Raw genomic sequence first — 14,018 nt, forward strand, 5'->3', positions numbered from 1 at the left:
GCATCAGGCGCGAACCGGGGCGTGGCCCCGGCAGCGCACCTTGAGGACGAAAGTGTCAACTGTGAGCGAGACCACGCACGACGGTGCGGTCGCCATGAGTGCCCCGCCATCTTCCGATGAGGGGCTCACCCCTGCCCAGCGGGCCCAGAAGTACGGGCTCTCGCAGAGCGGGGCCCGTCCCTCGCTGCCGGAGTACGTCCGGCAGCTGTGGGACCGGCGGCATTTCATCTCCGCGTTCGCCAGCGCCAAGCTGACGGCGCAGTACAGCCAGGCCAAGCTGGGCCAGGTCTGGCAGGTGGCCACGCCGCTGCTGAACGCCCTCGTGTACTACTTGATCTTCGGTGTACTGATCGGCACGAGCCGGGGCGTCCCCGACTTCGTCCCGTTCCTGGTGACCGGTGTCTTCATCTTCACCTTCACGCAGAGCTCGGTGATGGCCGGTACGCGGGCGATCTCCGGCAACCTCGGTCTGGTGCGGGCGCTGCACTTCCCGCGGGCCTGTCTGCCGATCTCGTTCTGCCTGATGCAGCTGCAGCAGCTGCTGTTCTCCATGGGCGTGCTGGTGATCATCCTGCTCGGCTTCGGACAGGTCCCGACCTGGTCGTGGCTGCTGGCCTTCCCGGCGCTGACGCTGCAGTTCATTTTCAACACCGGCCTGGCGATGGTCATGGCGCGGATGGGGGCGAAGACCCCGGACCTGGCGCAGCTGATGCCCTTCATCATGCGGACCTGGATGTACGCGTCCGGCGTGATGTTCAGCATCGACCTGATCCTCAAGGGCAAGCACGTCCCCGCCTTCGTGGAGGTCCTGCTCAATGCCAACCCGGCCGCCGTCTACATCGACCTGATGCGTTTCGCGCTGATCGACAGCTTCACCGCCGCGAAGCTGCCGCCCCATGTGTGGGCGTTCGCCGGCGGCTGGGCGCTGCTGATGGGCGTGATCGGCTTTGTGTACTTCTGGAAGGCTGAGGAGCGGTACGGACGTGGCTGAACAGAAGCACGGCATCGAGCCGACCGAGGCCGCCGGGGCCCGCGTCCCCACGGTGATCGCGGACGATCTGCACATCGTCTACCGCGTCTACGGCACCGGCGCGGGCAAGGGCAGCGCCACCGCGGCGCTGAACCGCATCGTGCGCCGCAAGCCCTCCACGGGAGTGCGCGAGGTGCACGCGGTCAAGGGCGTCTCCTTCACCGCCTACCGGGGCGAGTCGATCGGCCTGATCGGCTCCAACGGTTCGGGCAAGTCGACGCTGCTCAAGGCGGTCGCCGGCCTGCTGCCCGCCGAGCGCGGCAAGGTCTACACGCACGGCCAGCCCTCGCTGCTGGGCGTCAACGCGGCCCTGATGAACGACCTGACCGGCGAGAAGAACGTCCTGCTGGGCGGCCTGGCCATGGGCATGAGCCGCGAACAGGTCCGCGAGCGCTACGACGGCATCGTCGACTTCTCCGGCATCAACGAGAAGGGCGACTTCATCTCGCTGCCGATGCGCACCTACTCCTCCGGCATGGCCGCCCGCCTGCGATTCTCCATCGCCGCGGCCAAGGACCACGACGTCCTGATGATCGACGAGGCCCTGGCCACCGGCGACCGCAGCTTCCAGAAGCGCTCCGAGGCCCGCATCCGCGAACTGCGCAAGGAAGCCGGCACCGTCTTCCTCGTCAGCCACAACAACAAGTCCATCCGCGACACCTGCGACCGGACCCTTTGGCTGGAGCGTGGCGAGCTGCTGATGGACGGCCCCACGGACGAGGTCATCAAGGCGTACGAAAAGGAGACGGGCAAATAGTCCGTCCCGCACCCGAAGGCCTCCGTGAGTCCGCCTCGCGGGGGCCTTCGAGCGTGAGGAGAAGGTCAACTCCATTGACACCTGGAACAGTTCGGGCGTAGTGGATATCGGCGGGATGGTTGCCCCGGGCTGCGGTACCCCCTCGGACGCGGGCGAGATGTACGGCGTAAGCTGTACGGGTGCCGAACGGCACAAGTGGGATATGTCGGGCAATGCTCGCCCAAGCGGGTGATGCGGGCTCGATCAGGGCGCGGCGTCGACTGCGGCGTGTCCGAAATAGGATGTTTTGTCTTGGCGGTGTAGAACGGGAGACGTGACGGCAATGGCTACTGGTTCGCTCCGGCACCGAAATGCGCCGGGCAGCCCCCGGTGAGCCGAGACAACGAGCAGGCGCGTCGCGCCTTCCTCCGAAGGGGGGCGGCAGGTGAGGGACGGGAGCAGACGCGCACCGTGCTCGATCAGGCCGCACACGAGAACTTCCCCGTCGCGCCGTTCTTCCTGCCCCGTGCCTGGCGGACCGATCTGATGGCCGTCTACGGCTTCGCCCGGCTCGTCGACGACATCGGTGACGGCGATCTCGCGCCCGGCGGCGGCGATGCCGTACTCCTCGGGCTCGACCGCGCACAGTACGACGACCGGCCCGCGCTGCTGGACGCCCTCGAAGCGGACCTGCGCCGCGTCTTCAGCGACCGCGCCCCCGGCCCCGGGCATCCGCTGCTGCGCCGCCTCGGCCCGACCGTCCGCCGCTGCGGGCTGACCCCCGGGCCCTTCCTCGATCTCATCGAGGCCAACCGGCAGGACCAGCGGGTGAGCCGCTACGCCACCTACGGCGATCTGGCCGCCTACTGCGAGCTGTCCGCCAACCCCGTCGGCCGCCTCGTCCTCGCTCTCACCGGCACCGCGAGCCCCGCCCGCATCCGCCACTCCGACGCGGTCTGCACCGCCCTCCAGATCGTCGAGCACATCCAGGACGTGGCCGAGGACCTGGGGCGCGACCGCATCTACCTGCCGGCCGAGGACAGGAAGCGCTTCGGTGTCGACGAGGCCGATCTGGCCGCGCCGAGCGGGGGCGCATCGGTGCGCGCGCTGATCGCTTACGAGGCCGAACGCGCCCGTGAGCTGCTGCGTGAGGGCACCCCGCTGGTGGGTAGCGTCCACGGCAGACTCAAGCTGCTGCTGGCCGGTTTCGTGGCCGGCGGACGCGCTGCACTCCAGGCGGTCGCGGCCGCCGATTACGACGTACTCCCTGGACCGCCCAAGCCGACCAAGCTCAGCCTGCTGCGCGAGGTAGGGGCGACATTGCGAAGAGAGGGGTGAGTCGGACCGTGGAGGCAACCGCACACGCGTCCGCGCCGGTGCTCGCTGCGTACCGCTACTGCGAGGCCGTCACCGGGCAGCAGGCACGGAACTTCGCCTACGGCATCCGGCTGCTGCCGGCCGACAAGCGGCAGGCCATGTCGGCGCTCTACGCCTTCTCCCGCCGGGTCGACGACATCGGCGACGGCACCCTGGAACCCGCCGCCAAGCAACGCCGCCTGGAGGACACCCGGGCGGTGCTGGCACGCATCAAGGACGGCCGGATCGACGAGGACGACACCGACCCGGTGGCCGTCGCGCTGGCCGACGCCGCCCGCCGCTTCCCGCTGCCGCTGGACGGTCTCGACGAGCTGATCGACGGCGTGCTGATGGACGTGCGCGGCGAGACCTACGAGACCTGGGACGAGCTGCGGGGGTACTGCCGCTGTGTCGCCGGCGCGATCGGCCGGCTCTCGCTGGGCGTGTTCGGCACCGTACCGGGCGCGCCGGACGCCGAGCGCGCCTTCGAGTACGCCGACACCCTCGGCCTGGCCCTGCAACTCACCAACATTCTGCGGGATGTTCGCGAGGACGCCGGGAACGGCCGTACGTACCTCCCCGCCGAGGACCTTGCCAAGTTCGGCTGTGCGGCGGGCTTCGAGGGGCCCGTGCCGCCGCCCGGCTCCGACTTCAGCGGCCTGGTGCACTTCGAGGTGCAACGTGCCCGCGCGCTGTTCGCCGAGGGCTTCAGGCTGCTGCCGATGCTCGACCGGCGCAGCGGCGCCTGCGTGGCCGCGATGGCCGGCATCTACCACCGGCTGCTGACCCGGATCGCCGCCGACCCCGAGGCGGTGCTGCGCGGCCGGGTCTCCCTGCCCGGCCGCGAGAAGGCCTTCGTCGCGGTGCGCGGGCTCTCCGGGCTCGACGCGCGGGCGATCGGCCGCCGGGAGTCCGTACGGAGGCGCGGATGATGCGCCGGGCGGCGAACGACAGCGGTGATCCCGCGTCAGTGCGGCGGGCAACCCTCCCGGGGGTGGCTGCGTCCCTCACAGCAGTACGGGGGGAGAGCACATGACATCGGGAGCCATGCGGCCCGGCCGGCGGCACGACCTGCCGTCCGGCCGTCCCGAAGGGGCGGCGGCGGTGGTGATCGGCGGCGGGCTCGCGGGCACGACCGCCGCGCTCGCGCTGGCCGACGCGGGCCTGCGGGTCACCCTTGTCGAGGGCCGCCCCCGTCTCGGCGGGCTGGTCTTCTCCTTCCGCCGCGAGTCCGGCGTCGGCGAGCTGACCGTCGACAACGGCCAGCATGTCTTCCTGCGCTGCTGCACCGCCTACAGCCGGCTGCTCGAACGGCTCGGCGCCACGCACCTGGTACCCCTGCAGGACCGGATGGACGTACCCGTCCTCGACGCGGACCGGATGCGGCTCGGTCGGCTGCGCCGCACAGCGCTGCCCGTACCGCTGCACCTCGCCGGGAGCCTGGCCGGCTACCCGCACCTCTCTCCCGCCGAACGCGCCGGGGTCGTCCGCGCCACCCTCGCGCTGAAGGGCCTCGACCCGACCGACCCCGCCCTGGACCGGCAGGATTTCGGCAGCTGGCTGCGCCGCCACGGCCAGTCCGCCCGCGCCGTCGAGGCGCTGTGGGACCTGGTCGGCATCGCGACCCTCAACGCCCGTGCCGAGGACGCCTCGACCGGCCTGGCCGCCAAGGTCTTCAAGACCGGACTGCTGTCCGCCCCCGGTGCCGCGGACATCGGCTGGGCCCGGGTCCCGCTCGGCGACGTCCACGACGACCTCGCCCGCACGGCCCTGGAGAAGGCCGGCGTCCGCATCGCCCTGCGCACCCGCGCCGGGGCCGTCGTACGCCGCGACGACGGCTGGCAGGTCACGGTGGAGAAGGGGCCGCACGAGCGCGAGCAGCTGACCGCGGACACCGTCGTCCTCGCCGTACCCCAGCGCGAGGCACACGCCCTGCTGCCCGACGCGGCACTGGACGGCAAGGACCGGCTGCTGGACATCGGCACCGCCCCCATCCTCAACCTCCATGTCGTCTACGACCGCAAGGTGCTGCGCCGCCCCTTCTTCGCCGCGGTCGGCTCCCCGGTCCAGTGGGTCTTCGACCGCAGCGACACCTCCGGGCTGACGGGCCTGCCCGGCCAGGAGCGCAGCCAGTACCTGGCGGTCTCGCAGTCCGCGGCGCAGGAGGAGATCGACCAGCCGGTCGCCAAGCTCCGCGCCCGCTATCTGCCCGAGCTGGAGCGGCTGCTGCCCGCCGCCCGCGGCGCCAGGATCCACGACTTCTTCGTCACCCGCGAGCGCACCGCGACCTTTGCGCCCGCGCCGGGCGTCGGCAGGCTCCGCCCCGCCGCCCGCACCCAAGCCCCCGGCCTGTACCTGGCCGGTGCGTGGACCGCCACCGGGTGGCCCGCGACCATGGAAAGCGCTGTTCGCAGCGGCACTGCCGCCGCTCGCGAGGCACTCACCGAACTCGGCTTCCCCCAGGGCCAGTTGCCTCAGGAGGCGGCATGACTACGAGTACGAGCGCTCCCACGAGCACGAGCACCGGAAACAGAGGAGAAACCGTGAACCCGGCTTCCCCAGCTATCGACACCGAGAGCGTCACCGCGCTGCTGGAGCGCGGGCGGACACTCGCCACTCCCGTGCTGCGTGCCGCCGTGGACCGGCTCGCTCCTCCCATGGACACCGTCGCCGCCTACCACTTCGGATGGATCGACGCCGAGGGCCGTCCCACCACGGGCGACAGCGGCAAGGCCGTACGGCCCGCGCTCGCCCTGCTGTCGGCCGAGGCCGCCGGCGCGGCCCCCGAGACCGGCATCCCCGGCGCGGTCGCCGTCGAGCTGGTGCACAACTTCTCGCTGCTGCACGACGACCTCATGGACGGCGACGAGCAGCGCAGGCACCGCGACACCGTCTGGAAGGTGCACGGTCCCGCACAGGCCATCCTCGTCGGTGACGCGCTGTTCGCCCTCGCCAACGAAATACTGCTGGAGCTCGGCACGGTCGACGCCGGCCGGGCCACCCGCCGGCTCACCCAGGCCTCCCGCAAGCTGATCGACGGTCAGGCCCAGGACATCTCCTACGAGCACCGCGAGCGGGTCACCGTCGAGGAGTGCCTGGAGATGGAGGGCAACAAGACCGGCGCGCTGCTGGCCTGCGCCGTCTCCATCGGTGCGGTCCTCGGCGGCGCCGACGACCGCACCGCGGACACCCTGGAGCGGTACGGCTACCACCTCGGCCTCGCCTTCCAGGCCGTCGACGATCTGCTCGGCATCTGGGGCGACCCGGACGCCACCGGCAAGCGGCCCTGGAGCGACCTGCGCCAGCGCAAGAAGTCGCTGCCGGTCGTCGCCGCGCTGGCCGCCGAGGGCCCGGCCGCCGAACGTCTCGCCCGGATCCTCGCCGACGACGCGAAGAAGAGCGAGACCGAGATCGCCGACTTCACCGAGGAGGAGTTTGCCTCCCGCGCGGCCCTCATCGAGGAGGCCGGCGGCCGCGAGTGGACCTCCCAGGAGGCGCGCCGCCAGCACGCCACCGCCATCGCCGCCCTGAACGAGATCGAGATGCCGGAAAAGGTCCGTGCACAGCTCGTCGCACTCGCGGACTTCGTCGTTGTCCGGGAGAGATGAGCACCAGCTCCACCGAATAGATCGCAGTCGCCGGCCGGCGCCAGCCAGGCGCCGGCCGACGGAATCCCTGAGCACGCTTTGCACAGTTCACTGCAGAAGGGGAAGCCATGACAGCGACGACCGACGGAAGCACCGGGGCGCTGCCGCCCCGGGCCCCCTCGGCCAGCGATGCCACCGCTGAGACAACCGCAACAGCCACGCCCGCGCGCACCGCCGCGGCGCAGGACACGGCGGAAGCCGCCCGGCGTGCGACCGCCCGCGCCACGGACTATCTGCTCTCCGTGCAGGACCCCGCCGGATGGTGGAAGGGCGACCTCGAGACCAACGTCACGATGGACGCCGAAGACCTGTTGCTCCGTCAATTCCTGGGCATCCAGGACCCGGAGATCACCGAGGCCGCGGCCCGCCACATCCGCGGCGAGCAGCGCGCGGACGGCACCTGGGCCACCTTCCACGGCGGGCCCGGTGAACTCTCCACCACCATCGAGGCCTATGTCGCCCTGCGCCTCGCCGGGGACGACCCCGACGCCCCGCACCTGGCCAAGGCCTCCGCATGGGTCCGCGAACAGGGCGGAGTCGCCGCGGCCCGGGTCTTCACCCGCATCTGGCTGGCCCTCTTCGGCTGGTGGAAATGGGACGACCTGCCCCAGCTCCCGCCGGAGCTGATCTACTTCCCCTCGTGGTTCCCGCTCAACATCTATGACTTCGGATGCTGGGCGCGGCAGACCATCGTGCCGCTGACGATCGTCTCGGCGAAGCGCCCGGTGCGCCCGGCACCCTTCGGCCTCGACGAGCTGCACACCGATCCGCGCCGGCCCAACCCGCCGCGGCCGCTCGCCCCCGCCACCACGTGGGACGGGCTCTTCCAGCGCCTGGACAAGGCGCTGCACCTCTACCGCAAGGTCGCCCTGCGCAAGCTGCGCGGCGCCGCGATGCGCTCCGCCGCCCGCTGGATCATCGAGCGGCAGGAGAACGACGGCTGCTGGGGCGGCATCCAGCCCCCCGCCGTCTACTCCGTCATCGCCCTGCACCTCCTCGGCTACGACCTCGACCACCCGGTGCTGCGCGCCGGCCTGGCCTCCCTCGACCGTTTCGCCGTCTGGCGCGAGGACGGTCCCGCCGGCCCCACCCGGATGATCGAGGCCTGCCAGTCCCCGGTCTGGGACACCTGCCTGGCCACCATCGCGCTCGCCGACGCCGGGCTGCCCGCCGGCCACCCGCAGCTGGTCAAGGCCGTCGACTGGATGCTCGCCGAGCAGATCCGCCGGCCCGGCGACTGGAGCGTGAAACGGCCTCAACTCCCCTCCGGCGGCTGGGCGTTCGAGTTCGAGAACGACAACTACCCGGACATCGACGACACCGCCGAGGTGGTGCTCGCGCTGCGCCGGGTCGAGCACCCCGATCCGCAGCGGGTCGCCGCCGCGGTGGACCGCGCGGTGCGCTGGAACTTCGGGATGCAGTCCAAGGGCGGGGGCTGGGGCGCCTTCGACGTCGACAACACCAGCCCGTTCCCCAACCGGCTGCCGTTCTGCGACTTCGGCGAGGTCATCGACCCGCCGTCGGCCGATGTCACCGCCCATGTCGTCGAGATGCTGGCCGATGTCGGCCGCACCCACGACCCGCGCACCCGCCGCGGCATCGCCTGGCTGCTGGCCGAACAGGAGCCCAGCGGCGCCTGGTTCGGCCGCTGGGGCACCAACTACCTCTACGGCACGGGCTCGGTGCTCCCCGCGCTCGCCGCGGCCGGCCTCCCCGCCTCGCACCCCGCGGTGCGCCGGGCGGTGCGCTGGCTGGAGCAGGTGCAGAACGACGACGGCGGCTGGGGCGAGGACCAGCGCTCCTACCGGGACAAGGAGAAGTGGGCCGGGCGCGGCGCCTCGACCGCCTCACAGACCGCCTGGGCGCTGATGGCGCTGCTCGCGGCCGGGGAGCGGGACGGCGAGGCGGTACGGCGCGGAGTGCGCTGGCTGACCACGACCCAGCGCGAGGACGGGACCTGGGACGAGCCGTACTTCACCGGCACGGGCTTCCCCTGGGACTTCTCCATCAACTATCACCTCTACCGCCAGGTCTTCCCGCTGACCGCCCTGGGCCGCTACCTGGGCGGGGGACCGGCCCCCGCACCGGTGGGGGCCTGATGCCGCGGCCCCCGGAGGACGCGGGCCCGCCCCTGCTGGTCGCCTGTGCGCTCGGCATCGAGCGGTTCGCGCTGCGCGGCGGTGACCGCGGGGGAGCGGCGCGAGGGGACGGCCCGGAGCTGGTCACGCTCCGTACCGGCATGGGCCCACAGGCGGCCGAACGGGCCCTCGTCCATGCGCTGCGTGCGGGTGCGGTCACCGAGGGTTCTCCCGTCGTGGCCAGCGGTTTCTGCGCCGGCCTTGCTCCCGGGATGCGCCCCGGGGACGTGGTCGTGGCCGAGGCCACCCGCGATCACCATGCGGACGCGCCGGAGGTGCTCTGCCACGACAACGGCCCGCTGTTCCGGGCCCTGCGACAGCGCGGGCTGACCGTGCACACCGGGCTGCTGCGCGGCTCCGACCACGTCGTTCGCGGCGCGGAGCGGGCCGCGCTGCACGCCGCGGGTGCGGTCGCGGTGGACATGGAATCCGCCGTGACCCTCCGGGTGGCCCGGCGGGCCGGCAGCCGTCCGGTTGCGGCCGTCCGGGTGGTCGTGGACGCTCCAGAACATGAACTCGTACGCATCGGCACGGTGCGCGGTGGAATATCGGCCTTCCGAGTGCTGCGCTCCGTACTTCCTGTTTTCTACGAATGGCACCGTTCTTTGCTGCTCCCCTGGAGGTGAGCCAGATGGCCATGCCGCTCCGTCAGTCCATCCGGGTCGGGACCTATCTTTTTGAACAGAAGATGATCCGCCGGCGGGAGAAGTTCCCGCTCATTGTCGAGCTGGAACCGCTCTTCGCGTGCAATCTGAAATGCGAGGGCTGCGGGAAGATCCAGCATCCGGCGGGCGTGCTCAAACAGCGTATGCCGGTGGCGCAGGCGGTCGGTGCGGTGCTGGAGTCCGGCGCCCCGATGGTCTCCATTGCCGGTGGCGAGCCCTTGATGCATCCGCAGATCGACGAGATCGTGCGGCAGCTGGTGGCCAAGCGGAAGTATGTCTTCCTGTGCACCAACGCGATGTTGCTGCGCAAGAAGATGGAGAACTTCACGCCCTCGCCGTATTTCGCCTTCGCCGTGCACATCGACGGCATGCGCGAACGGCACGATGAATCCGTCGCGAAGGAAGGCGTGTTCGACGAGGCGGTGGCAGCGATCAAGGAGGCCAAGCGGCGCGGCTTCCGGGTCACCACCAACTCCACCTTCTTCAACACCGACACCCCGCAGACCATCATCGAGGTCCTCAATTACCTCAATGACGACCTGCAGGTCGACGAAATGATGCTGTCGCCCGCCTACGCCTACGAGAAGGCCCCCGACCAGGAGCACTTCCTCGGTGTGGAGCAGACCCGCGAGCTGTTCAAGAAGGCCTTCGCCGGCGGCAACCGGCGCCGCTGGCGGCTCAACCACAGCCCGCTCTTCCTGGACTTCCTGGAGGGCAAGGCGGACTTCCCGTGCACGGCGTGGGCGATCCCCAACTACTCGCTCTTCGGCTGGCAGCGCCCCTGCTACCTCATGAGCGACGGGTACGTCCCCACCTACCGGGAGCTCATCGAGGAGACCGACTGGGACAAGTACGGCCGCGGCAAGGACCCGCGCTGCGCCAACTGCATGGCGCACTGCGGCTACGAGCCGACCGCCGTCCTCGCCACCATGGGGTCGCTGAAGGAATCCCTCCGGGCGGCCAAGGAGACCGTCGCGGGCAACCGCGGGTGACCGCCCACCGGCGGTGAGCCGCGCCCGGCCGCCCCGTCGTCCCGGTCCGGCCGGGCTCCTGCGCCGCATGGCCGCACGAGCCGGGCCGGCCGGTCCCTGTCAGCCGAACCGGAGGGGGAGCGCACATGACGATGCTGGAGAACATCCGGCAGCCACACCACCTCAAGGCGCTCCCCGCCGGGCGCCTTGCCGAACTCGCCGCGGAGATCCGGCACTTCCTCGTGCACGCCGTCGCCCGTACCGGCGGCCACCTGGGGCCCAACCTGGGCGTGGTCGAGCTGACCATCGCCCTGCACCGGGTCTTCGACTCACCCGCCGACCGCATCCTGTGGGACACCGGCCACCAGGCCTACGTACACAAACTCCTGACCGGCCGACAGGACTTCTCCAAGCTGCGGGCCAAGGGCGGCCTGTCCGGCTATCCCTCGCGCGCCGAGTCCGCGCACGACGTCATCGAGAACAGCCATGCCTCGACGGTGCTGGGCTGGGCCGACGGCCTGGCCAAGGCCCGGCAGGTGCGGGGCGGCACCGGCCATGTGGTGGCCGTCATCGGGGACGGCGCGCTCACCGGCGGGATGGCCTGGGAAGCCCTCAACAACATCGCCGCCGCCAAGGACCGTCCGCTGATCATCGTCGTCAACGACAACGAGCGCTCCTACGCCCCGACCATCGGCGGCCTCGCCGGCCACCTCGCCACCCTGCGCACCACCGACGGCTACGAGAAGTTCCTGGCCTGGGGCAAGGACGTGCTCCAGCGCACCCCGGTCGTCGGACCGCCGCTCTACGGCTCCCTGCACGGCGCCAAGAAGGGCTTCAAGGACGCCTTCGCGCCCCAGGGCCTGTTCGAGGACCTGGGGCTGAAGTACCTCGGACCGATCGACGGCCATGACATCGCGGCCGTCGAATCGGCGCTGCGCCGCGCGAAGGGCTTCCACGGCCCGGTCCTGGTGCACTGCCTCACCGAGAAGGGCCGTGGCTGTCGGCCCGCCCTGGAGGACGAGGCCGACCACTTCCACACGGTCGGCGTGATGGACCCGCTGACCTGCGCACCCGTCACCCCGGCGGCCCGGCCGTCCTGGACCTCCGTGTTCGGCGACGAGATGGTCCGTATCGGCGCCGAACGTGCCGACGTCGTCGCCCTCACCGCGGCGATGCTGCAGCCGGTCGGGCTCGGGAAATTCGCCGCGGCCTACCCCGACCGGGTGTGGGACGTGGGCATCGCCGAACAGCATGCGGTGGTGTCGGCGGCGGGGCTGGCCACCGGCGGTCTGCACCCCGTCGTCGCGGTCTACGCCACCTTCCTCAACCGGGCCTTCGACCAGGTGCTGATGGATGTGGCGCTGCACAAGTGCGGAGTCACGTTCGTGCTGGACCGGGCCGGTGTCACCGGCACCGACGGCGCCTCCCACAACGGCATGTGGGACCTGTCGGTCCTCCAGGTCGTCCCCGGCCTGCGGATCGCCGCGCCGCGCGACGCCGACCAGCTCCGCGCCCAGCTGCGCGAAGCGCTGGACGTGGCCGACGCACCGACCGTCGTCCGCTTCCCCAAGGAGCCGGTGGACGATCCGGTCCCGGCCGTGGACCGGACCGGCGGTGTCGATGTCCTCCACCGGGCGCCGCATCCCGACGTCCTGCTGGTCGCGGTCGGCGTGCTGGCGCCGGTCTGTCTGCGGGTCGCCGAACTTCTCACGGCACGCGGCGTCGATACGACCGTCATCGACCCGCGGTGGGTCAAACCGGTCGACGAGGCCGTCCCCCGGCTCGCCGCGGACCACGCCATGGTGGTGGTCGTCGAGGACAACTGTCGGACCGGAGGCGTGGGCTGGGCGGTCGGCCAGGCGCTGCGGGACGCCGGTGTGGACGTGCCGCTGCGGACCTTCGGCCTCCCCGAGCAGTTCTTGGCACACGCCAAGCGCGGTGAGCTGCTGGCCGACCTCGGCCTCACCCCGGCCGAGATCGCCGGCCGGATCAGCGCCGCCCTGGCCCGTAAGGAGAGCCACGCGTGACCGGATTCGATCTCACCGCACTGCTCGCCGCACGCGGCGGCGAGCGCTACGACCTGCACGCCCGCCACCTCAACCACCAGCTCCCGCGCATGCTGCACACCATCGGCTTCGACAAGGTCTACGAGCGGGCCGAAGGCGCCTACTTCTGGGACGCCGACGGCCAGGACTACCTGGACATGCTCGCCGGATTCGGGGTGATGGGCCTCGGCCGGCACCACCCCGTCGTCCGCAAGGCGCTGCACGACGTCCTGGACGCCCAGCTCGCCGATCTCACCCGCTTCGACTGCCAGCCGCTGCCCGGCCTGCTCGCCGAGAAACTGCTGACCTGCGCGCCCCACCTGGACCGGGTCTTCTTCGGCAACAGCGGCACCGAAGCCGTCGAGACCGCCCTGAAGTTCGCCCGCTACGCCACCGGCAGACCCCGCATCCTCTACTGCACCCATGCCTTCCACGGCCTGACCACCGGCTCGCTCTCCGTCAACGGCGAGGACGGCTTCCGGGACGGCTTCGCCCCGCTGCTGCCGGACACCGCCATCGAGATGGGGGATCTGGACGCACTGGCGCGGGAGCTGAAGCGCGGCGATGTGGCGGGGTTCGTGGTCGAACCGATCCAGGGCAAGGGCGTCCACCCGGCCCCGCCCGGATTCCTGCGCACCGCACAGGAGCTGCTGCACCGGCACAAGGCCCTGCTGATCGCCGACGAGGTGCAGACCGGCCTCGGCCGCACCGGCGACTTCTTCGCCTACCAGCACGAGGACGGCGTCGAGCCGGATCTTGTGTGTGTGGCCAAGGCGCTGTCCGGCGGCTACGTCCCCGTCGGCGCGACCCTCGGCAAGGACTGGATCTTCAAGAAGGTCTACTCGTCCATGGACCGGGTGCTGGTGCACTCCGCCAGCTTCGGCGCCAATGCCCAGGCGATGGCGGCCGGTCTGGCGGTGCTCTCGGTGATGGAGGACGAGCAGATCGTCGCGGGCGCCCGGCACACCGGCGAGCTGCTGCGCTCCCGCCTCGCCGCGCTGGTCGACACGTACGAGCTGCTGCACGACGTACGGGGCCGCGGCCTGATGATCGGCATCGAGTTCGGCCGCCCCACCTCGCTCGGTCTGCGCAGCCGCTGGACGATGCTGCAGGCCGCCCGCAAGGGGCTGTTCGCGCAGATGGTCGTGGTGCCGCTGCTGCAGCGCCACCGCATCCTGACCCAGGTCTCCGGCGACCACCTCGAAGTCATCAAGCTGATCCCCCCACTGATCATCGGCGAGCGCGAAGTCGACCGCTTCGTCGAGGCGTTCACCGCCGTCATGGACGATGCCCACCAAGGCGGCGGTCTGATGTGGGACTTCGGCCGGACGCTGGTCAAGGCCCGCCTGGGGCGCCGCGAGTAGGCCGGTGGCGGCCGGGGCCGGACCACGGGACGCGGCGTATGACGACCTGGCCCGGGACGCCCGGTG

At 71.3% G+C, this 14,018-nt stretch carries 11 protein-coding genes; all 11 read left to right on the plus strand.

What is annotated here, in order from left to right; translation table 11 throughout:
* The first annotated feature begins 61 nt into the window (after positions 1-61).
* The 11 genes from ABZ851_RS17860 (at position 62) to ABZ851_RS17910 (ending at position 13,952) form a co-directional block, all read left to right on the plus strand.
* Positions 62-991 carry an ABC transporter permease gene (locus ABZ851_RS17860; protein WP_361128134.1) on the plus strand — a complete coding sequence of 310 codons (930 nt, stop codon included), beginning with the start codon at positions 62-64 and terminating at the stop codon, positions 989-991.
* Positions 984-1,787, plus strand: coding sequence for an ABC transporter ATP-binding protein (locus ABZ851_RS17865; RefSeq protein ID WP_361128137.1), 804 nt, complete (start codon positions 984-986; stop codon positions 1,785-1,787). The genes ABZ851_RS17860 and ABZ851_RS17865 overlap by 8 nt, the downstream gene beginning before the upstream one ends.
* Before the next feature lie 450 nt (positions 1,788-2,237).
* Complete coding sequence (hpnC, locus tag ABZ851_RS17870) at positions 2,238-3,104, plus strand: squalene synthase HpnC (RefSeq protein WP_088801058.1); 867 nt, start codon at positions 2,238-2,240, stop codon at positions 3,102-3,104.
* 8 nt (positions 3,105-3,112) lie between these two features.
* Entirely contained in the window at positions 3,113-4,054 is a 942-nt protein-coding gene (gene hpnD, locus ABZ851_RS17875; RefSeq protein WP_361128141.1) for a presqualene diphosphate synthase HpnD, read from the plus strand.
* A gap of 115 nt (positions 4,055-4,169) precedes the next feature.
* A complete protein-coding gene (gene hpnE, locus ABZ851_RS17880; protein WP_361128262.1) occupies positions 4,170-5,612 on the plus strand; it encodes a hydroxysqualene dehydroxylase HpnE in 1,443 nt (480 codons plus the stop codon).
* 53 nt (positions 5,613-5,665) lie between these two features.
* Complete coding sequence (locus ABZ851_RS17885) at positions 5,666-6,730, plus strand: polyprenyl synthetase family protein (protein ID WP_176956330.1); 1,065 nt, start codon at positions 5,666-5,668, stop codon at positions 6,728-6,730.
* 107 nt (positions 6,731-6,837) lie between these two features.
* Complete coding sequence (gene shc, locus ABZ851_RS17890; protein WP_361128145.1) at positions 6,838-8,868, plus strand: squalene--hopene cyclase; 2,031 nt, start codon at positions 6,838-6,840, stop codon at positions 8,866-8,868.
* Positions 8,868-9,533, plus strand: a complete 666-nt coding sequence (locus tag ABZ851_RS17895) for a 1-hydroxy-2-methyl-2-butenyl 4-diphosphate reductase (RefSeq protein WP_361128148.1) — start codon at positions 8,868-8,870, stop codon at positions 9,531-9,533. Before shc ends, ABZ851_RS17895 begins: the two co-directional genes overlap by 1 nt.
* A 5-nt stretch (positions 9,534-9,538) precedes the next feature.
* Positions 9,539-10,564, plus strand: a complete 1,026-nt coding sequence (hpnH, locus tag ABZ851_RS17900; protein ID WP_361128151.1) for an adenosyl-hopene transferase HpnH — start codon at positions 9,539-9,541, stop codon at positions 10,562-10,564.
* A gap of 125 nt (positions 10,565-10,689) precedes the next feature.
* A complete protein-coding gene (gene dxs, locus ABZ851_RS17905) occupies positions 10,690-12,570 on the plus strand; it encodes a 1-deoxy-D-xylulose-5-phosphate synthase (RefSeq protein ID WP_361128154.1) in 1,881 nt (626 codons plus the stop codon).
* Complete coding sequence (locus ABZ851_RS17910) at positions 12,567-13,952, plus strand: aspartate aminotransferase family protein (protein WP_361128157.1); 1,386 nt, start codon at positions 12,567-12,569, stop codon at positions 13,950-13,952. Before dxs ends, ABZ851_RS17910 begins: the two co-directional genes overlap by 4 nt.
* Positions 13,953-14,018 lie beyond the last annotated feature (66 nt).

Origin of the sequence: Streptomyces sp. NPDC047049, assembly GCF_040643995.1 — a bacterium.
In the GTDB taxonomy this organism is placed as follows: domain Bacteria; phylum Actinomycetota; class Actinomycetes; order Streptomycetales; family Streptomycetaceae; genus Streptomyces; species Streptomyces mooreae.

Excerpts from the sequence above, each read along its gene's own strand:
- shc (WP_361128145.1), top strand. The coding sequence starts at position 6,838 with ATGACAGCGACGACCGACGGAAGCACCGGGGCGCTGCCGCCCCGGGCC.
- hpnE (WP_361128262.1), top strand. The coding sequence starts at position 4,170 with ATGCGGCCCGGCCGGCGGCACGACCTGCCGTCCGGCCGTCCCGAAGGG.
- ABZ851_RS17895 (WP_361128148.1), top strand. The coding sequence starts at position 8,868 with ATGCCGCGGCCCCCGGAGGACGCGGGCCCGCCCCTGCTGGTCGCCTGT.
- dxs (WP_361128154.1), top strand. The coding sequence starts at position 10,690 with ATGACGATGCTGGAGAACATCCGGCAGCCACACCACCTCAAGGCGCTC.
- hpnH (WP_361128151.1), top strand. The coding sequence starts at position 9,539 with ATGGCCATGCCGCTCCGTCAGTCCATCCGGGTCGGGACCTATCTTTTT.